Below are 19,129 nucleotides of genomic sequence, written 5' to 3'. Positions count from 1 at the left end.
CTCACTGAAACCGCTGGCTTGTTATCGGGATAAGGCTTCGACTTCTATTAACGCGAGGTCTTTTTTACGCAGGACCAGATTCACGCGTCGGGTTTCGATATGAACCGGATCGCCTAACGGCGCCACGCGTACGACCTGGAATGACGAGCCGGGCAGCATGCCAAGCGACAGCAGCTTTTGCCGATAGGCCGGGCTAATTTCGCGGGTAAAACCGGTAATCTTCCATGCACTGTCTGGAGTGAATTGCATAACGCCTGATTCCACGAAAGGTTAAATTATCTACTATGCGATGATAATGAGAATAGTTTTTATCAGCAATATTAAAACTGTGACGGAATGTTGTTTACGGTATTAATTTACGGCCTGTTTGACCTTGCTCAATATTTGCTGAAATGCCGGGAAAACGAAAAGAGAGGTATTTGTTAACGGGGTGATAATTCGCGGTTTAAATATGGCTACACGCTATTTATTTTAATTCCCTGCGGCCTGCTTGCCGGGCGGCACTGCGTTTGCCCGGCCTACAAAACCGTAGGCCCGGTAAGCGTAGCGCCACCGGGCATGTACAACCTTAGCGTTTTTTACCCATCGCGGCCGCCAGCGCATCCATCATCGCGCTGTTGCCTGCAGGCTGGGCGTCACGTCCACGCGGTTTTGCCGCTTTCGCGGCCGGACGCTGCTGCTCGCGGCCCCCGCCGTTGCCGCCGCGGCGCGCGCTGGTGTCACCCGGCTGCTCGTCCAGACGCATGGTCAGGGCGATACGCTTGCGCTGCAGATCCACTTCCAGCACTTTGACCTTCACGATGTCGCCCGCTTTGACCACGGTGTGCGGGTCTTCAACGAACTTGTCGGCAAGGGATGAGATATGGACCAGGCCATCCTGATGCACGCCGATATCCACGAACGCGCCAAAGTTGGTGACGTTAGTCACCGCACCTTCCAGCACCATGCCTGGCAGCAGGTCGTTCATGGTCTCGATACCGTCAGCAAAGGTCGCCGTTTTGAACTCAGGACGCGGATCGCGGCCCGGTTTTTCCAGCTCTTTAATAATGTCGGTAACGGTTGGCACACCAAATTTGTCGTCAGTGAAATCAACGGCTTTCAGGTTGCGCAGGGCGCTGCTGTCGCCCATGAGATCCTTCAGCGCCTGCTGGGTGGCGGCCAGGATGCGTTCCACCACCGGGTACGCTTCCGGGTGAACGGTGGAGGCATCGAGCGGGTTATCGCCGTGGTTGATGCGCAGGAAGCCCGCGCACTGCTCAAACGCTTTTGGCCCCAGACGGCTTACCTTCAGCAGCTGCTGACGGTTCTGGAACTGGCCGTTCTCATCGCGCCAGGCGACGATGTTTTGCGCCATCATGCGGGTTAAGCCCGCTACGCGGGTCAGCAGAGGGACGGAGGCGGTGTTCAGGTCAACGCCAACGGCGTTTACGCAGTCTTCCACCACCGCATCCAGCTTGCGCGCCAGCTGAGTCTGGCTCACGTCATGCTGATACTGGCCCACGCCGATCGATTTCGGATCGATCTTCACCAGTTCCGCCAGCGGATCCTGCAGGCGGCGAGCGATCGAGACTGCACCGCGCAGGGAAACGTCCAGGTCCGGGAACTCCTGGGCCGCCAGCTCGGACGCAGAATAGACGGACGCCCCGGCCTCGCTGACGATCACTTTCTGCGCCGTCACTTTCGGGAACTGCTTCTGCACGTCGAGATAGAAACGTTCGGTTTCGCGGGACGCCGTACCGTTGCCGATGGCGACAAGTTCGACGTTGTATTTTTCGCACAGCGCCGCCACCACGACGGCCGCTTTCGCTGCCTGGCCGGTGTGCGGATAGATGGTATCGGTGGCGACCAGCTTGCCGGTGCCGTCAACGACAGCGACTTTTACACCGGTACGCAGACCCGGATCGAGACCCATGGTCGCGCGCAGGCCAGCAGGGGCGGCCATCAGCAGGTCGTGCAGGTTGCGGGCGAAGACGTTGATGGCTTCATCTTCGGCGCGTTCGCGCACGGTGCCCATCAGCTCGGTTTCGAGGTGCATCAGCACCTTGATGCGCCAGGTCCAGCTCACCACGCCTTTGCGCCAGCTGTCAGCCGGGGCGTTGTTCAGGCGCAGGCCGAGATGGTCGATGATGATCTGCTCGCAGTGGCTCTCTTTCGGCGGCTCGTCAAACTGCGGGTCGGCGTTCAGGGAGAGCTGCAGCACGCCTTCGTTGCGGCCGCGGAACATTGCCAGCGCGCGGTGGGAAGGGGTGGTGGAAATCGGTTCGTGGTGATCGAAGTAGTCGCGGAATTTCGCGCCTTCTTCCTCTTTACCCGCGACGACGGTAGAGACGATGTGGGCGTTCTTCCACAGGTAATCACGCACTTTAGCGAGGAGGGCGGCATCTTCAGCGAAGCGCTCCATCAGAATGTAGCGTGCGCCGTCGAGGGCGGCCTTGGTGTCCGCTACGCCTTTGTCGGCGTCGATGAATTTCGCCGCTTCGGTATCCGGATCGTGGGACGGCTCGTTCCACAACAGGTCGGCCAGCGGCTCAAGACCCGCTTCAATTGCAATCTGTCCGCGCGTGCGGCGCTTCGGCTTGTACGGCAGATAGAGGTCTTCGAGTTCGGTTTTGCTCAGGGTGCCGTTAATGGCGCTTTCCAGCTCGCTGGTCAGCTTGCCCTGTTCGCCGATAGATTTGAGGATCGCCTGACGACGTTCTTCCAGCTCGCGCAGATAGCCCAGACGGGTCTCCAGGTTACGCAGCTGCGTGTCATCCAAACCGCCGGTGACTTCCTTACGATAGCGTGCAATAAACGGCACGGTGTTCCCTTCATCAAGCAGGCGAACGGCAGCTTCTACCTGTTCGGCTCTGGCCTGAAGTTCACCCGCAATAATGCGGCAGAGCGAATCTTTCATCATGGCTTTATCATCTGTTGAGTCGAAAAAATCAGGGGATAGTTATACGGGCTGACACGGCAAAATGCCAGCCGGGGAGGGCGCTCTCGGACTATTTTACGTAGACGATCTCATTAACGTACCAGCTGGCTTCACCGGCTGGGGTTTGCACGACGGCCAGATCCCCCACTTCCTTTTTCAGCAGCGCGCGGGCCATCGGGGAGTCGATGGAGATGTAATCCTTACGACCAAAAATTTCATCGTAGCCGACGATGCGAAAACGCAGGGTGTCACCGTCGTCGTTTTCAATCTCCACCCACGCGCCGAAGAAGACCTTGCCCTCCTGCTGCGGGGAGTAATCGACGATTTTCAGGTTCTCAAGGCACTTCGTCAGATAGCGTACACGGCGGTCAATTTCGCGCAGCCGCTTCTTGTTATACTGGTAGTCAGCGTTTTCGCTGCGATCGCCCAGGCTCGCGGCCCAGGTCACCTTTTTGGTCACCTCAGGACGCTCTTCGCGCCAGAGGAAATCCATCTCTTTTTTGAGCTTCTCGTACCCTTCGCGGGTGATCAGGGGCGTTTTCATGGTGCTGCCTTTGCTGCCGGTTCTCTGTTTTGCGCACAATACGTACCACACAGTGTAACAGACAGGATTAATAATAATTTATGTGGTGAAATGAAAAGATAAGCTGCTGTTAAATATGCTTTGTAACAATTTCGACTAGAATTTATACCAGAATTAACTGGTCGAATACGTGCACTTTTTTAGAATACGCTGTTACAAAGACTATCCGAACCTTTGGGAGTACACACAATGCAAGAAAACTATAAAATTCTGGTCGTGGATGACGACATGCGCCTGCGTGCGCTGCTGGAGCGTTATCTGACCGAGCAGGGCTTCCAGGTTCGCAGCGTCGCGAACGCTGAGCAAATGGATCGTCTGTTGACCCGTGAATCTTTCCATCTGATGGTTCTCGACCTGATGCTGCCAGGCGAAGACGGGCTCTCTATCTGCCGCCGTCTGCGCAGCCAGAGCAACCCGATGCCGATCATTATGGTAACGGCGAAGGGCGAAGAAGTTGACCGTATCGTGGGCCTCGAAATCGGCGCCGACGACTACATTCCAAAACCGTTTAACCCGCGTGAACTGCTGGCGCGCATTCGCGCCGTGCTGCGCCGTCAGGCGAACGAGCTGCCGGGCGCACCGTCGCAGGAAGAAGCCGTTATTGCCTTCGGCAAGTTCAAGCTGAACCTCGGCACGCGCGAAATGTTCCGTGAAGACGAGCCAATGCCGCTCACCAGCGGCGAGTTTGCGGTGCTGAAAGCGCTGGTCAGCCACCCGCGTGAACCGCTCTCCCGCGACAAGCTGATGAACCTGGCGCGCGGTCGCGAATACTCCGCAATGGAACGCTCCATCGACGTGCAGATCTCCCGTCTGCGCCGCATGGTGGAAGAAGATCCGGCGCATCCTCGTTATATTCAGACCGTGTGGGGTCTGGGCTACGTGTTCGTCCCGGACGGCTCTAAAGCATGAGGCGAATGCGCTTCTCGCCGCGAAGCTCGTTTGCCCGCACCCTGTTACTGATCGTCACCCTGCTGTTCGTCAGCCTGGTGACGACCTACCTGGTGGTGCTGAACTTTGCGATCCTGCCGAGCCTCCAGCAATTTAATAAGGTCCTGGCCTACGAAGTGCGTATGCTGATGACCGATAAGCTGCAGCTGGAGGACGGCACGCAGCTGGTTGTTCCCCCGGCGTTTCGTCGTGAAATCTACCGTGAACTGGGCATCTCGCTCTATTCGAATGAAGCGGCGGAAGACGCGGGTCTGCGCTGGGCGCAGCACTATGAATTCCTCAGCCAGCAGATGGCGCAGCAGCTGGGTGGCCCGACGGAAGTGCGCGTCGAGGTCAACAAAAGCTCGCCCGTTGTCTGGCTGAAAACCTGGCTGTCACCCAACATCTGGGTGCGCGTCCCGCTGACCGAAATCCATCAGGGCGATTTCTCGCCGCTGTTCCGCTATACCCTGGCGATTATGCTGCTGGCGATAGGCGGAGCCTGGCTGTTTATCCGAATACAAAACCGACCGCTGGTCGACCTGGAGCACGCTGCGCTGCAGGTCGGTAAAGGCATTATTCCTCCTCCGCTGCGCGAGTATGGCGCTTCGGAAGTCCGCTCGGTGACGCGTGCGTTTAACCATATGGCGGCAGGCGTGAAGCAGCTGGCGGATGACCGTACGCTGCTGATGGCGGGCGTGAGCCATGACCTGCGCACCCCCCTGACGCGTATTCGTCTGGCGACGGAGATGATGGGGGAAGAGGATGGTTACCTTGCCGAGTCCATCAACAAGGACATCGAAGAGTGCAATGCCATCATCGAGCAGTTCATCGACTACCTGCGCACCGGCCAGGAGATGCCGATGGAAATGGCGGACCTGAACGCGGTGCTGGGTGAAGTGGTGGCGGCAGAAAGCGGCTACGAGCGTGAAATTGATACTGACCTTCAGGCCGGTGAAATTCAGGTTCGTATGCACCCGCTCTCCATTAAGCGCGCGGTGGCGAACATGGTGGTCAACGCGGCGCGCTACGGCAACGGCTGGATTAAGGTCAGCAGCGGGTCTGAGCTCAACCGCGCCTGGTTCCAGGTGGAAGACGACGGCCCGGGCATTAAACCCGAGCAGCGTAAGCATCTGTTCCAGCCGTTTGTGCGCGGCGACAGCGCGCGCAGCACCAGCGGTACGGGCTTAGGCCTGGCGATTGTGCAGCGTATTGTGGATAACCATAACGGGTTGCTGGAGATTGGTACCAGCGAGCGGGGTGGGTTGAGCATTCGCGCCTGGTTGCCGGTTCCGGTCACGCGGGGGCAGGTGAAAGAGAGTTGAAAAAAGGGTGGCATGAGCCACCCTTTTTTGCAGGTCGGGTAAGGCGAAGCCGCCACCCGACATGGACTACAGTTTTGGACCCGCGCTCACCAGCGCAGCACCCGCCGGGGTATCGGTATACTTCTCGAAGTTCTCGATAAACAGCTTCGCCAGCGATTCCGCTTTCTCGCGCCACTGTTCAGGCGAACCGTACGTATTGCGCGGGTCGAGGATATGCGTATCCACACCCGGCAGCGACGTTGGGATCGCCAGGTCAAACATCGGCAGCGTGAAGGTTTCGGCGTCGTCCAGAGAACCATCCAGAATAGCGTCGATAATGGCGCGGGTATCTTTGATGGAAATACGTTTGCCGGTACCGTTCCAGCCGGTGTTCACCAGGTATGCCTGCGCGCCGGATGCCTGCATGCGTTTCACCAGCACTTCAGCGTACTGCGTCGGGTGCAGCGACAGGAAGGCTGCGCCGAAGCAGGCGGAGAAGGTTGGGGTTGGCTCCGTCACGCCGCGCTCGGTACCCGCCAGCTTGGCGGTAAAGCCGGAGAGGAAGTGGTACTGCGTCTGGCTGGCCGTCAGGCGAGACACCGGCGGCAGCACGCCAAACGCATCCGCCGTCAGGAAAATGACCTTCGTGGCATGACCCGCTTTTGACACCGGCTTCACGATGTTGTCGATGTGGTAGATGGGGTAAGAGACGCGGGTGTTTTCCGTTTTCGACGCATCGTCGAAGTCGATGGAGCCGTCGGCACGCACGGTGACGTTTTCCAGCAGCGCATCGCGACGGATCGCGTGGAAGATATCCGGCTCGGCCTCTTCAGACAGGCGAATGGTCTTCGCGTAGCAGCCGCCTTCAAAGTTGAATACGCCGTCGTCATCCCAGCCGTGTTCGTCATCACCAATCAGACGACGTTTTGGATCGGTAGACAGGGTGGTTTTCCCGGTGCCGGACAGGCCGAAGAAGACCGCCACGTCGCCTTTTTCACCGACGTTAGCCGAGCAGTGCATGGAGGCGATGCCCCGCAGCGGCAGCAGGTAGTTCATGACCGAGAACATCCCTTTCTTCATTTCGCCGCCGTACCAGGTACCGCCGATCAGCTGGATACGCTCGGTCAGGTTGAAGGCAACAAAGTTTTCGGAGTTCAGACCCTGCTCTTTCCACTGTGGGTTGGTGCATTTCGCGCCGTTCATCACGATGAAATCAGGGGTGAAGTCCTGCAGCTCTTCGTCGGTTGGACGAATAAACATGTTTTTCACGAAATGCGCCTGCCAGGCCACTTCGGTGATAAAACGTACGGAGAGACGGGTGTCGGCATTAGCGCCGCAGAAAGCGTCGACAATAAACAAACGCTTGCCGGAAAGTTGATGGGTGACGAGCCCTTTCAGGTGCTGCCAGATTTCCGGAGAGAGCGGTTTGTTGTCGTTCTTCCCTTTGCCCTTGTCAGCCCACCACAGCGTATCGCGGGTGGTTTCGTCTCGGACGATATACTTATCTTTCGGCGAACGACCGGTAAAAATACCGGTATCGACGGCGATAGCACCAAGATTCGTCAACACACCGCGCTCGTATCCTTCCAGTGCTGGATTGAGCTCTTCCTGATACAGCGTATCGTAGTCGGGGTTGTAGACGACTTCCTGGACGTCGTGAATACCATAAGCCTTGAGATCTTGCGGGGTTAAACCAGTAACACGCATATCACTGCTCCTTAGCCAATATGTACTGCCTGAAATTGTAGGGTTTTTCTGAGGTTGTTTACCGCGACGGGGCTCATAGATTCACGCATCTGGACAAAACCCTTACTAACGGAAAACGCTGCGACTCCAGTCACAGCGCAGGCGGATTATCGCAGGAATCGCTTTTTTGTTGGGGAAAATGTTCCGAAAAGGTTAAAGGCTGGTGATTTTATCGGAAAGAATGTGAATGTAATCGCATACACGTAAGAAAATTACGTAAGAGTTACATTGGGAAAACGATTCAGCTTGGGGGGTGTTTTTTACCCCTCAACCCAGCCCTCTTCCCAAACGGAAGAGGGTGAGGGGAAAGAGGTTTAGTGAACCTGCGGATCCGCCGGGGAGGCGTTGTTGCGGATCTCAGCGATATCCATCGAATTGAACACATAGTGCGTACCGCAGTAGTCACAGTGCATATCAATTTCACCGTCTTCCGCCATGATGCTGTCGATCTCTTCATCCGGCAGGGTTTTCAGTGCGCCAGCGCAGCGCTCGCGGGAGCAGGTGCACTTAAACTCCACGGACTGCGGGTCGTAGACGGTCACTTCTTCTTCGTGGTACAGACGCCACAGCACGTCGGTCGCCGACAGGTTGAACAGCTCTTCCGCCTTGATGGTTTCGGTCAGTGTTGCCAGGTGCTCGAAATCATTGGTCTGCGCGTCCTGCGCAGGCAGAACCTGCAGCAGCATGCCGCCAGCAGCAGGCTGACCGTCCACTTCACCGGTGCGGATGAAGAGACGCGTCGGCAGCTGTTCAGAACGCATGAAGTAATCTTCCAGGCAGGCTGCCAGGGTATCGCCTTCCAGACCGACCACGCCCTGATAGCGTTCACCTTCCTCCGGGGAGATGGTGATCACCAGGTAGCCATTACCTACCAGCGTTTTGAGGTCAGCATTTTCAGGCACGTCGCCCTGAACGCGCGCCACGCCGCGCATCTGCTGCTGGTTATTGCCGTTGATCACCGCCAGCGACATTGGGCCGTCACCCTGCAGCTGCACGGTGATATCGCCGGCAAACTTCAGCGTTGCGGTCAGCAGGCTGGTGGCAACCAGCAGTTCGCCCAACAGGGTCTTCACCGGCAGCGGGTAGTTGTGGTTTTCCAGAATCTGTTTCCAGGTTTCGGATACGGTGACCAGTTCGCCGCGCACGGCGAATTGTTCAAACAGATAGCGGTGTAATTGGTCGTGTTGGGCCATTTTCATCTCTCGTGCGGGTGAGGGTTACTCGCTCTCACCATGTTTAAATTTCATCAGATCGCGGCGCTCTTTTTTGTCCGGTCGCCGGTCCGGGTGGGGCATGGTCAGCGCATTCATTTTGCGCGCCAGCGCGGTCTTCTCGCGCTTTTCAATGCTTTCCGCCGTCTCTTCATAAAGCAGGACGGCTTCCGGGGCGGGCCGTCGTTGTTCGGTAATGGCTTTAATCACTACCGTACGTTCATCGTTGCCCTGACGCAGCGTTAAGGTGGCATTCAGCTCAACCAGCTTGCTTGGTTTGCTGCGCTGGCCGTTGTAATGCACCTTTCCGCCGTCAATCATCTCGCGGGCAAGGGCGCGCGTTTTATAAAAACGCGCCGCCCACAGCCATTTATCCAGTCTTACCCCGTCAGAGGGTTTTTCTTTCATGGCCTCTCCTTCACGGTCAGTGAGGGGATCATCTGGCGGTAGTCGTTCAGTCCCGGGTGGCGCAGATAGCTTTTTTCAGCCAGGCCAGAGTCAGGATTGGTGACGCCCAGACAATAGCGAATGCCAAACCTTGCCGCGGAATCCAGAATGGGCTCGCTGTCGTCAATGAACAGCGTACGTTCCGGCTGCAAGCCCGTCTCTTCCTTCACCGCATGCCACAACCGCTGATCCTCTTTCGGATAACCAAATGTGTGGGTGGAAAGTAATAAATCAAGGTGTGATGCCAGACCCGTATGCTCCAGCTTCACGGCCAGGTTATGGGGATGCGCATTGGTCAGCAAAATACGGCGTTTGCCGCTGGCTTTCAGCGCATCCAGGAACGGAACCGTATCCTCGCGCAGCACGGCGCGTGGACCCTGGGCGGTGGTCATGGCACAAATATCCAGACCGAGGCGCTCGCTCCAGTAGTCCAGACAGTACCAGTTTAGCGTATGTTGCACGGCGCTATATTGCGAACGAATGAATGCCTGCGCTTCTGCCGGGGAGATTCCCTGCTGCTCGCCATAGGTTTCCGGCACCAGCGTTTGCCAGAAATAGTTATCAAAGGCGAGATCGAGCAGCGTGCCGTCCATATCCAGCAGAACGGTGTCGACCTGCTGCCAGTCGATATCAAGATGCATAGGGGGGAACTCCAGCCAGAAGAATCGTGCGCGACAGGGTAGCACATCTTGTCGCGCAACGACGTTATCAGATCAGGCTCTCAGAGGAGGGGATCAGCTTAGGATTGAGGCAATTTTCATAATATTGCTGGATCTCTGCAAGCCGGGTGCGCGAGCGCTGGTAGCGTCGCAGGGCCATAAAGCCGTTCCAGAAAATGGCGATCAGCATCGCGGTCATCAGCAGAGAGGTGCCGATGTAGCGCCATAAACCTGCGCTATCCGGCATCCGGTGCAGGCCGATATGGCGAGTGCCGTTGGCGTCGGTATAAACACTCGTGACAATCCCTTCTGCGCTGAACGGCGTTTGCATTAGCATCTGCGCCAGGCGCTGGAACTGGCTCCACTGCTCCTGCGCCGGGTAGTCATAAAGCGCAACCTGCGGGTAAGGCTGATCGACCAGGTCGCTGCCTTCATCGCTTGCAATCACAAAGCCTCCCGGTGCCGGGCTGTTCAGCGCCTGAGCCGCCCGGGTGGTTTCGCGCATCATAAACGGTGATGTGGAGGTGGCGACCAGGTTATCCAGCGATTCAGCACTCACCGGACGCAGCAGCACGTTGACGCCATCCAGTCGTCCCGCTTCGGCGCGCTTTACCAGCGAGTCCCAGTCTTTACTGTTCCCCAGGTTGACCAGGGCATTTTTAAGACGTATGCACTCATCCTGCGAAGAACAGAGATCCTGCGTTTTCAGAACGATGTCACCAAAATCATCCAGCAGAACCATGCCTGATTTTTGAATGGCCGAACGCAGTGCGGGACTAACGCGTGAATCATCGTCCGGTTTCGGGTGCAGCTGGCGGTTAACCGTCTGGGTAAGCGCCGTGGCTTTATTCACCACTTCTGATTCCGGCAGCGGCAGCGGCGGTGCGTCGTTCCAGATAATTTGCGAGCAATCGAAAGGCATGAACGGCGAGTTCTGACGCGTGTTCCATGCCCCCGGCGTGTGAATATTACACATCCCGGTTCCCTTCAGGCGCAGCGTGTCCCCCACGCGCACGCCGGCTTCATCCAGCTTGTTGACGCTGGTCGCTTCAATGGTTTGCGCCCCTTTGATCCACGACAGGGTGAATTTGATGGGCATATCCAGCGGCACGAAAAGCAGCAGCATGACTAAGACCAGCGCCGCGCCCCCTGCAATGACCGTGCTGCGAAGCCAGTGCTGAAGCGGGAAATTTTTCACTTCATCATGCAGGGATAAGAAGCGTCCCTGACGCACAACGTGGCGGTCAAGGTAGATATCAATATCGGTTTTCTGGCCTAAATCCTGCGCGATCCACGGTTGCCAGTGGCGCGGGTAAATCAGATCAATAATCCCGAGCGAGATATTGTTGAGGTGTTCCTGATCGTTTTCACCGAACAGACCCCAGCGCTTTGGCGTCCCGCGCAGGCAGTGGATCTCGCGCAACGAGGTTTTGGCCGGCGGAGCAAAGAGCCCCCAAAACCCGCCCGCCAGCAGCAGCACCGCACCGCCCGCCAGCCAGGGGACAAACACATCCGGCGTCAGCAGGCAGAAAAAAAAGAGCAGGAAGGCGGCGACGATCAGCAGGGCTTCACGAATGCCGTCCGGGCGGCTCAGGGCGTACTCTTCATGCGTCTCCTGGCGAATGTTCAGCAGTTCAATCTGCTCTGTCTCTTCGCCACGAATAGAAGCCTGCGTCGAACTGGCGCGCTCCAGCGCAAAACGCGGGGCTTCCTGAAGATATTCATTCAGCGTGTGGCCGTTAAGCGAGATAACCAGAGGCAATGAATCGGTGTGAATCAGCTCAACGCTGTTTTCGTCATTAATGTATTGCTCCCAGGACGGAGGGAGATGCACTTCGACGGAATCAAGGTAATAGCGCCACTTGTTGGGGTCATCAGTCGTGATGCCGTAGCGCGTGATGGAACGCGTCACGCAGAGCACGGTATCACTCTGCGCATTAAGCTTTAACGCCACGGGCGCAGCGGTGGCACCCGTTGGCCCAGGCGTGAGCTGAGTACGGTTTAGGATTTCGAGATAGTTTTCAACCGCATCGCGCTCGTCTTGCGTGAGTTTACGCGTGGTCGCGCCCGCAAATGCAGTTAAAAAAGGCAGGCGATAACGGCGCTGTATGCGGCGCCTGTACAACCACCCTGCAACCAATGCGCCGGCCAGCATAGCAGCGAGAACAATCAAAATGGTGCTCATGCTTTCCCCATCTTACTTATCTTCTTACAGGTGTAGTCAGTAGCACCTTTACATTGAATGAGAGTCTGTGGCTGGCTATCGGCAAGTATGGAGTCGAACTTGAGCATTCTGAAGCGCATCCCAGTGACCGGTGATGATAGCAAAGCCTGTTATGGCGCGATATCAGCAAATTCCTGGAAACATTTCAACCTCTTGACATTTGTTTTGAATTGAGGATTGATCCCTGCTACGTTGCATAAATGTAAATAAAGAACGATTGACATTGCCGAAACCGTGCGGCGTATCGCACAATAACGCCAGTTCTCACTGCTAAGACCCATCACGATGAGCAAACCACTACAAAAACCCACCATTCTGAATGTTGAAACAGTCGCCAAATCGCGCCTGTTTAATGTCGAAAGTGTGGATCTGGAGTTCAGCAACGGTGTGCGTCGCGTTTATGAACGTATGCGCCCCTCGTCGCGCGAAGCGGTGATGATTGTGCCGATTGTCGACGATCATCTGATTTTGATCCGCGAATACGCTGTGGGAACGGAATCTTACGAGCTTGGGTTCTCGAAAGGGCTGATCGACCCGGGCGAAACCGTCTTTGAAGCGGCAAACCGCGAGCTGAAAGAAGAGGTGGGGTTCGGGGCGAATGAGCTTTCATTCCTGAAAAAACTGAGCATGGCGCCGTCCTATTTTTCCAGCAAAATGAATATCGTGGTGGCGGAAGATCTCTATCCTGAATCGCTGGAAGGGGATGAGCCGGAGCCGCTGCCGCAGGTTCGCTGGCCGCTGGCGCACCTGATGGACCTCCTGGAAGACCCTGACTTTAATGAGGCTCGCAACGTGAGCGCGCTGTTCCTGGTACGGGAGTGGCTGAAGGGGCAGGGGCGGCTGTAGGCCATAAAAAAAGCCGGGTGGCGGCTTCGCCTGACCCGGCCTACGCTGTGTTGCCCGGTTTTTACCGGGCATTTTTACATTTAGAACAGCTCGTGCGTTTCGCCGTTATCGATAATCTCTGTACCCACCTCATGCACCGCCTGTGTGGTTGGCTGTGTGCCCTCGATGAAATACTCCTCGCGACTATTACCGCCGTTGGCGAGCTGGCCCGTGCTGCGGTCGATATTGACCGTCACCACGCCTGGCGGTGGCGTCAGCGGCTGCTCCGGCACGCCTTCAAGAACGGCCTTCATGTAGGCGTCCCAGGCTGGCTGCGCGCTCTTCGCGCCGCCTTCATAGCCGGAAATCTGATCTTTAATCGCGCCGGAGGCCGTGGTACGCCCTAAATCGCGGCGGTGATCGTCGAAGCCGATCCAGACCGAGGTCACCACGCCCGGACCGTAACCGGAGAACCACGCGTCTTTCGAGCTGTTGGTTGTCCCCGTTTTACCGCCGATATCATGGCGCTGCAGATCGCGTCCTGCGCGCCAGCCGGTACCCTGCCAGCCTGGCTCACCGAAGATGTTGGTGTTCAGCGCGCTTTTGATCAGGAAAGACAGCGGCGTGTTGATCACATGCGGGGCGTATTCCTGCGCGCCGGTCTGCGCCACCAGCGCCTGGTTCGCCTGCTCGAGCTGCGGCTGCGGCACCACGCCGTTCTGCTGCTCCTGCGACACGGCAGGGTCTTCCATGTCCTTGTTTTCAAGTACTTCAGATTTCGGCGTATTGCCATAAATGACCGGAATATCGCAGTCAGGGCAGGCAATTTTCGGCTTCGCCTCGAACAGCACGCCGCCCTGATCGTTCTCGATCTTGCTGATGAAGTACGGGTCAATCAGGAAGCCGCCGTTGGCCATCACCGAGTATCCACGCGCGACCTGAAGCGGCGTAAAGGAGGCTGAGCCTAACGCCAGCGACTCGGTGCGAACGATGTTCTGCGCCGGGAAACCGAAGCGCTGCAGATACTCTGCGGCATAGTCGACGCCCATGGCGCGCATGGCACGCACCATCACCACGTTTTTCGACTGTCCCAGACCCTGACGAAGACGAATCGGGCCGGCATATTCCGCAGGGGAGTTTTTCGGCTGCCAGTCGGAACCCGCCCCCGCATCCCAGCGGGAGATTGGCACGTCGTTTAGGATGCTGGCGAGGGTCAGGCCCTTATCCATCGCGGCCGTGTAGAGGAACGGTTTGATATTCGAACCGACCTGACGCAGCGCCTGGGTGGCGCGGTTAAATTTGCTCTGGTTGAAATCGAACCCGCCGACCAGGGCCAGTACAGCGCCGTTCTGCGGATTGATAGAAACCAGGGCCGAGTTGACGTCCGGCACCTGCGCCAGCCACCAGGATTCGCCAACCTTGCGCACCCAGATTTGCTGCCCGGTCTGTACCGCATCGGTCACTTTACGCGGCGTGGCGCCCTGCAGGGTATCCGAGCGGTACGGACGCGCCCAACGGATACCGTCCATGCGCAGGGAGACGGACGTACCGTCCGCGAGCGTCGCAACGGCTTCCTGAGGATCGGCCTGCGTCACCACGGCAGGAAGGAGCGGACCGTAGGTAGGCAGTGCTCTCAGCGTACTGATGATTTTTTTGCTGTCCCACGCGCTTTCGCCCACCTTCCAGAGCACGTTTGACGGGCCGCGATAGCCGTGACGCATATCGTAGTCCATCACGTTGTTGCGTACCGCGTCCTGCGCCGCCTGCTGCACTTTACGGGTGACGGTGGTGTACACGCGATAGCCATCTTCATAGGCCTTGTCGCCATAGCGATTCACCATCTCCTGGCGAACCATTTCGGTCAGGTAAGGCGCAGAGAAGGCGATCTCCGGAGCATGGTAGTTAGCGTCAATGACGTCGTTGCGCGCCTGGTCGTACTCGCTCTGGCTGATATAGCCTTCGCTCAGCATACGTGACAGGACGACGTTACGACGCGCGGTGGCGCGATCGAGCGAGTAGAGCGGGTTAAAGGTGGACGGCGCTTTTGGCAGACCGGCGATGGTGGCCATTTCGCTTAAGGTGAGTTGCTCCACAGGCTTACCGAAGTACACCTGCGCAGCCGCCCCCACGCCATAGGCACGGTAGCCCAGGTAGATTTTATTGAGGTACAGCTCAAGGATCTCGTCTTTGCTCAGCAGCTGCTCAATACGGATCGCCAGGAACACCTCTTTGATCTTACGGGTCAGCGTCTTTTCAGGGCTGAGGAAGAAGTTACGCGCCAGCTGCTGCGTAATGGTACTCGCCCCCTGAGAGGCGTGACCAGAGAACAACGCAATGCTCGCGGCACGGAAAATCCCCACCGGATCGACACCGTGGTGCTCGTAAAAACGGCTGTCCTCCGTGGCGATAAAGGCTTTCACCATCACGGGTGGAATTTGGTTTAAGGTCAGCGGGATACGACGCTTCTCGCCATACTGCGCCATGAGCTCGCCATCGGCGCTATAGACCTGCATCGGGATCTGGAGACGCACATCGCGAAGCGTGGCGACATCAGGTAGCTGTGGCTCAATATATTTGTACAAACCGTAAATCGAGCCTGCTCCCAGCAGAATGCAACAGACTGCAAGGATGAATAAATACTTTACGAACTTCACCGGAGATTTCCCATTTGGTTTCACTTGGGCAGTTTCTAAACAATCGCGCGGTAGTATAAAGGCAAGCCTGATTCATTGATATAGCCGTCAGGGCGACGGGCGATAAGGAGATCGTGAAGCATGGCCTTCAAAACATGGCAAACGGGCGTTCATATTCAACAGGATAGGGTGCTGATCGTGGCGCTGGACCGGAATAAGTCCGGCTGGCGTCTGCGGCGCTGGTGGGCAATCCCGCTGGGCGAAGGCATCATTCGTGACGGCAAAATTTGTCAGCCAGAACAGCTGGTTGATGCGTTGCGCGACTGGCGAAAAACGCTGCCGCACGCTCATCGGGTGTTCCTCTCTTTCCCGGCAGCACGCACTCTGCAGCGGTCGCTTCCCCGTCCGACCGTTGCGCTGCGCGACAGCGAGCAGCTCTCATGGCTGGGTAGCGCGCTCGCCCGCGAACTGGAGATGTCTGCCGATACCCTCTGTTTCGACTACGCCCAGGATACCTTCAGCAATACCTTTCACGTGACGGCCGCACAAAACAACGAGGTCGATACCCTTCTGGCGCTGGCGAAAACGCTGCGTTTGCGGCTGGTGACCATTACCCCGGATGCCAGCGCGCTGACGAATCTTCTTCCCGCAGTGGCGCCAGCGAAGTGCGTCGCCTGGCGGGACGATCGGCAGTGGCTCTGGGCGATGCGCCACCAGTGGGGACGCCGCTTAACTACCGAAGCAGAAAACGTGGCCGAGCTGGCGGCGCTGCTGGCGCTTGGTCCGGATGACATCGCGCTGTTTGATTGCCGACGTGATCCGTGGGAAATCCTGGAACGCTGCCATGCTCCGCTGCCGGAATGCGGGGCTGATTATACCGTCGCGCTGGCGTTGGCCATGAGCGAGGTGCCCGGATGAGCATCCTGAATTTTCTGCCCTGGCGACAGCAGCGGCGCGCGCGATGCATGCGCTTCTGGGGCGCAATGTGTATCAGTACAGTACTGTTGATGTTCGTAGTCATTGTTTGTCTGCGGATGAACCAGTTCGTGAAACTGCGCGCGCTGCAAACGGATCTGACGGGAATGCAGTCCGTGCAGCACACGCTGGTCGCCCGGCAAAAACTGGCCGCACAGGCGCAGCTACCCGCGCAAACCAGGCAACGACGCGCATGGCAACCGGTGCTGGCCTCCCTTTCCCGCGCCATTCCTTCACAGGTCTGGCTGACAGAGCTGCGCTATCAGCCGCCTGCGTTGATTTTGACCGGTTATGCCATCACCCTGCCGGCCCTCTCTGCTCTGCGCGATGCGCTTGGCCAAATAGCGGGCTTTACGCCCGGGACGCCGGGCGAGCTTCGGCAGGATAGCCGGGGGCACTGGATGTTTACGCTTCATCTCAAAAGCGAGGGGTAACGCGTGAATACCTTGTTAGAACGCTGGTGCGAAAGCCGTCCCTGGCATCGGGTACTCTGCTGGTGCCTGGGGAGTCTCCTGGCAGGGCTGGTCGCGTGGGGCGCGTTGCTCAGACCGGTAGACAGGCAGTGTGCTGAACAACAACGCCAGCTGATTGAGGATGTAAGCACTAACGCATCGTTATGGCCTGCCGTCAGAAAGGGGCCGTTTCGTCCGGACTCTGCGAAGGCTCGGGAGCTGGCGCCGTTCTCCCCGCTCAATTTTCAGGGCGATGAGACGACGCTGGTTCACTGGAAGCCGCTGCAGAATGGAGGGGAGCTGGCGCTGGATGCGGAGTGGCAGGCCATTCCGGAACTTTTTTCCCGGCTGGCACAGCAGGATGTGGAGATCGCCGCTTTCGCAATTGCGCCACAAGGTAGGGCGTTACGCCTGCAGCTGGAGCTGGAACATGCGAAATAGCGCGCGATGTTTGCTGGTTTGCTCAGTGCTGCTATTGACCGGTATGCGCGATCCGTTTCGTCCTCCGGACGATCCTTGCGCCATTGGCGAGCTGGCGCAGTGGCGCTTTCGCGGCATGGTGGAAGGGCAGGAGACTATCGGCATTTTACAGGATGGGCAAAAGCGCTGGCACCGGCTGAAAATGCATGAGCGCTTCCCGGCTGGCTGGAGGATAACCGCCGTCAATGCAGCGGAGCTGGCAGTTGATGTGGGTGACACCTGTGACCCGGGAAAATGGACGTGGCAACGAGAAGGAACGGACAAAAATGAATTTACGGATAATGCTGTGGCTGCTGGCGTTCAGCCAACCGCTGTGGGCCGCCGCGCCAAAACCGGTCACGCTGGTGGTGGATGACGTGCCTGTGGTCCAGGTGTTACAGGCCCTGGTCGCACAGGAGAACCGTAATCTGGTGGTATCGCCTGATGTCAGCGGTACGCTTTCGCTTAACCTGACGCGCGTCCCCTGGAGGCAGGCGTTACGGACGGTCGTCTCCAGCGCCGGACTCGTCTTGCGCGAGGAGGGCGGTATTTTTTATGTGCATACCGCGGCCTGGCAGCGTGAACAGCGGGAGCGTTCAGAACAAGAACAGTCGCGTCGACAGCTTGATGCCCCGCTGGTCACTCAGGGCATTCCCTTTTCTTATGCGGATGCCGGGGAGCTGCAAAAAGCCGCGGAAAAACTCCTGAGCCCAAAGGGGAGTTTATCCGTCGACAAACGTACTAACCGTCTGCTGATTCGGGATAACCAGGCTGCGGTGGATACGCTGCAGCGCTGGGCCGCCGAGATGGATATTCCCGTCGAGCAGGTCGAACTGGCGGCGCATATTGTGACCATTAACGAAAAAAGCCTGCGTGAGCTGGGGGTGAAGTGGAATCTCGCCGACGCTACCGATGCGGGCAAGGTGGGACAACTGACGACGCTGGGCAGCGATCTTTCTGTTGCCAGCGCCACTAGCCACGTGGGGTTTAATATCGGTCGGATTAACGGCAGGTTGCTTGATCTGGAACTTTCAGCGCTGGAGCAAAAACAGCAGGTCGATATTATCGCCAGCCCGCGGCTGTTGGCCTCGCATATGCAACCTGCCAGCATTAAGCAGGGCAGTGAGATCCCGTATCAGGTCTCAAGCGGGGAAAGCGGCGCCACCTCCGTTGAGTTTAAAGAGGCGGTTCTCGGAATGGAGGTCACACCGGTGGTGTTGCCGGGGGGACGCGTGCGCCTGAAATTACACATCAGCGAAAATATGCCGGGACAGGTTCTGCAGCAGGCCGATGGCGAAACGCTGGCTATCGATAAGCAGGAGATAGAAACCCAGGTGGAGGTAAAAAGTGGAGAAACGCTGGCGTTGGGCGGAATATTTTCCCAGAAGAACAAAACCGGCACTGACAACGTACCCGGTCTGGGAAGCATCCCCTGGATTGGATCGCTTTTTCGCCATGACGGGAAAGACAACGAACGGCGTGAACTAGTGGTGTTTATTACACCACGTCTGGTCGGTATTCGCTGACGGGTAACGATCCCCGCAATGATTTTGCATTCAGTTTGTTGCAGATGTTTGACGTGGGGCATGAATTAGCATACAAGGAGTACCGATTTGAGTTGGACTTACGTCTTATTACCTTATGCGCCCGGCGCGGTGATTTAATCAGTTGCCAAACAAGCCGGAGTATTGAGATAATTTTTAGTCTGACTCTCGCTCTATTGCATATGAGGTTTCAGTTCATGTCCTGCTACGCCGGGTGTCTGCG

At 57.5% G+C, this 19,129-nt stretch carries 17 protein-coding genes; 8 read left to right on the top strand and 9 right to left on the bottom strand.

From position 1 onward, the window contains the following. Positions 1 to 21: 21 nt before the first annotated feature. The 3 genes from feoA to greB all read right to left on the bottom strand — a co-directional run bounded on the left by feoA (position 22) and on the right by greB (position 3,461). A complete protein-coding gene (gene feoA / locus ACOTXT_RS04840) occupies positions 22 to 249 on the bottom strand; it encodes a ferrous iron transporter A (RefSeq protein ID WP_008503050.1) in 228 nt (75 codons plus the stop codon). Positions 250 to 568: 319 nt separating this feature from the next. Continuing rightward, positions 569 to 2,899 carry a Tex family protein gene (locus ACOTXT_RS04835; protein ID WP_021242190.1) on the bottom strand — a complete coding sequence of 777 codons (2,331 nt, stop codon included), beginning with the start codon at positions 2,897 to 2,899 and terminating at the stop codon, positions 569 to 571. A gap of 88 nt (positions 2,900 to 2,987) precedes the next feature. After that, the gene (greB, locus tag ACOTXT_RS04830; RefSeq protein WP_008503048.1) at positions 2,988 to 3,461 is read right to left on the bottom strand and encodes a transcription elongation factor GreB; all 474 of its coding nucleotides are present in this window, start codon (positions 3,459 to 3,461) and stop codon (positions 2,988 to 2,990) included. 228 nt (positions 3,462 to 3,689) lie between these two features. Between greB and ompR the strand changes: the two genes are divergently transcribed. Continuing rightward, positions 3,690 to 4,409 (top strand): two-component system response regulator OmpR, encoded by a 720-nt coding sequence (gene ompR, locus ACOTXT_RS04825; protein WP_001157751.1) that lies wholly within the window; start codon positions 3,690 to 3,692, stop codon positions 4,407 to 4,409. Next, complete coding sequence (gene envZ, locus ACOTXT_RS04820) at positions 4,406 to 5,752, top strand: two-component system sensor histidine kinase EnvZ (protein ID WP_008503047.1); 1,347 nt, start codon at positions 4,406 to 4,408, stop codon at positions 5,750 to 5,752. Before ompR ends, envZ begins: the two co-directional genes overlap by 4 nt. A gap of 66 nt (positions 5,753 to 5,818) precedes the next feature. On the opposite strand, the gene pckA is transcribed toward envZ, so the two are convergent. The 5 genes from pckA to ACOTXT_RS04795 form a co-directional block, all read right to left on the bottom strand. Next, the gene (pckA, locus tag ACOTXT_RS04815; RefSeq protein ID WP_055322002.1) at positions 5,819 to 7,438 is read right to left on the bottom strand and encodes a phosphoenolpyruvate carboxykinase (ATP); all 1,620 of its coding nucleotides are present in this window, start codon (positions 7,436 to 7,438) and stop codon (positions 5,819 to 5,821) included. Between the two features lie 353 nt (positions 7,439 to 7,791). Beyond that, complete coding sequence (gene hslO / locus ACOTXT_RS04810) at positions 7,792 to 8,676, bottom strand: Hsp33 family molecular chaperone HslO (RefSeq protein WP_161958630.1); 885 nt, start codon at positions 8,674 to 8,676, stop codon at positions 7,792 to 7,794. 18 nt (positions 8,677 to 8,694) lie between these two features. Beyond that, positions 8,695 to 9,096, bottom strand: a complete 402-nt coding sequence (gene hslR / locus ACOTXT_RS04805) for a ribosome-associated heat shock protein Hsp15 (RefSeq protein WP_008503044.1) — start codon at positions 9,094 to 9,096, stop codon at positions 8,695 to 8,697. Then, a complete protein-coding gene (gene yrfG, locus ACOTXT_RS04800) occupies positions 9,093 to 9,776 on the bottom strand; it encodes a GMP/IMP nucleotidase (protein ID WP_008503043.1) in 684 nt (227 codons plus the stop codon). The genes hslR and yrfG overlap by 4 nt, the downstream gene beginning before the upstream one ends. A 67-nt stretch (positions 9,777 to 9,843) precedes the next feature. Continuing rightward, a complete protein-coding gene (locus ACOTXT_RS04795) occupies positions 9,844 to 11,979 on the bottom strand; it encodes an intracellular growth attenuator family protein (protein WP_333163901.1) in 2,136 nt (711 codons plus the stop codon). Positions 11,980 to 12,303: 324 nt separating this feature from the next. Between ACOTXT_RS04795 and nudE the strand changes: the two genes are divergently transcribed. After that, positions 12,304 to 12,864 (top strand): ADP compounds hydrolase NudE, encoded by a 561-nt coding sequence (gene nudE / locus ACOTXT_RS04790; RefSeq protein WP_008503041.1) that lies wholly within the window; start codon positions 12,304 to 12,306, stop codon positions 12,862 to 12,864. 80 nt (positions 12,865 to 12,944) lie between these two features. Here the strand turns inward: nudE and mrcA are convergent, their stop codons facing one another. After that, entirely contained in the window at positions 12,945 to 15,497 is a 2,553-nt protein-coding gene (gene mrcA, locus ACOTXT_RS04785; protein WP_023326230.1) for a peptidoglycan glycosyltransferase/peptidoglycan DD-transpeptidase MrcA, read from the bottom strand. Positions 15,498 to 15,617: 120 nt separating this feature from the next. On the opposite strand from mrcA, the gene pilM reads away from it, so the two are divergent. Genes pilM through hofQ form a run of 5 tightly spaced genes read left to right on the top strand, consistent with a single transcriptional unit; the run spans position 15,618 to position 18,888 of the window. Then, positions 15,618 to 16,394, top strand: coding sequence for a pilus assembly protein PilM (gene pilM, locus ACOTXT_RS04780; protein WP_055322000.1), 777 nt, complete (start codon positions 15,618 to 15,620; stop codon positions 16,392 to 16,394). Then, positions 16,391 to 16,885: a PilN domain-containing protein gene (locus ACOTXT_RS04775; protein ID WP_055321999.1), complete on the top strand. Its 495-nt coding sequence runs from the start codon at positions 16,391 to 16,393 to the stop codon at positions 16,883 to 16,885. The genes pilM and ACOTXT_RS04775 overlap by 4 nt, the downstream gene beginning before the upstream one ends. 3 nt (positions 16,886 to 16,888) lie before the next feature. Then, the gene (locus ACOTXT_RS04770) at positions 16,889 to 17,344 is read left to right on the top strand and encodes a hypothetical protein (RefSeq protein ID WP_055321998.1); all 456 of its coding nucleotides are present in this window, start codon (positions 16,889 to 16,891) and stop codon (positions 17,342 to 17,344) included. After that, positions 17,334 to 17,738 carry a HofP DNA utilization family protein gene (locus ACOTXT_RS04765; protein ID WP_032623079.1) on the top strand — a complete coding sequence of 135 codons (405 nt, stop codon included), beginning with the start codon at positions 17,334 to 17,336 and terminating at the stop codon, positions 17,736 to 17,738. Before ACOTXT_RS04770 ends, ACOTXT_RS04765 begins: the two co-directional genes overlap by 11 nt. Continuing rightward, entirely contained in the window at positions 17,650 to 18,888 is a 1,239-nt protein-coding gene (hofQ, locus tag ACOTXT_RS04760) for a DNA uptake porin HofQ (protein ID WP_055321997.1), read from the top strand. The genes ACOTXT_RS04765 and hofQ overlap by 89 nt, the downstream gene beginning before the upstream one ends. Positions 18,889 to 19,129 lie beyond the last annotated feature (241 nt).

Source organism: Enterobacter cloacae complex sp. IR5422 (assembly GCF_049238165.1).
Taxonomy (GTDB): domain Bacteria; phylum Pseudomonadota; class Gammaproteobacteria; order Enterobacterales; family Enterobacteriaceae; genus Enterobacter; species Enterobacter roggenkampii.
The sequence above is the reverse complement of the archived record's forward strand: the minus strand, read 5'-3'. Positions and strand labels throughout refer to the sequence as shown.

Coding starts and splice junctions, on each gene's coding strand:
- pckA (WP_055322002.1), bottom strand. CDS start 7,438: ATGCGTGTTACTGGTTTAACCCCGCAAGATCTCAAGGCTTATGGTATT.
- feoA (WP_008503050.1), bottom strand. CDS start 249: ATGCAATTCACTCCAGACAGTGCATGGAAGATTACCGGTTTTACCCGC.
- ACOTXT_RS04795 (WP_333163901.1), bottom strand. CDS start 11,979: ATGAGCACCATTTTGATTGTTCTCGCTGCTATGCTGGCCGGCGCATTG.
- ACOTXT_RS04765 (WP_032623079.1), top strand. CDS start 17,334: ATGCGAAATAGCGCGCGATGTTTGCTGGTTTGCTCAGTGCTGCTATTG.
- nudE (WP_008503041.1), top strand. CDS start 12,304: ATGAGCAAACCACTACAAAAACCCACCATTCTGAATGTTGAAACAGTC.
- ompR (WP_001157751.1), top strand. CDS start 3,690: ATGCAAGAAAACTATAAAATTCTGGTCGTGGATGACGACATGCGCCTG.
- hofQ (WP_055321997.1), top strand. CDS start 17,650: ATGAATTTACGGATAATGCTGTGGCTGCTGGCGTTCAGCCAACCGCTG.
- greB (WP_008503048.1), bottom strand. CDS start 3,461: ATGAAAACGCCCCTGATCACCCGCGAAGGGTACGAGAAGCTCAAAAAA.
- ACOTXT_RS04775 (WP_055321999.1), top strand. CDS start 16,391: ATGAGCATCCTGAATTTTCTGCCCTGGCGACAGCAGCGGCGCGCGCGA.
- envZ (WP_008503047.1), top strand. CDS start 4,406: ATGAGGCGAATGCGCTTCTCGCCGCGAAGCTCGTTTGCCCGCACCCTG.
- pilM (WP_055322000.1), top strand. CDS start 15,618: ATGGCCTTCAAAACATGGCAAACGGGCGTTCATATTCAACAGGATAGG.
- yrfG (WP_008503043.1), bottom strand. CDS start 9,776: ATGCATCTTGATATCGACTGGCAGCAGGTCGACACCGTTCTGCTGGAT.
- hslR (WP_008503044.1), bottom strand. CDS start 9,096: ATGAAAGAAAAACCCTCTGACGGGGTAAGACTGGATAAATGGCTGTGG.
- hslO (WP_161958630.1), bottom strand. CDS start 8,676: ATGAAAATGGCCCAACACGACCAATTACACCGCTATCTGTTTGAACAA.
- ACOTXT_RS04835 (WP_021242190.1), bottom strand. CDS start 2,899: ATGATGAAAGATTCGCTCTGCCGCATTATTGCGGGTGAACTTCAGGCC.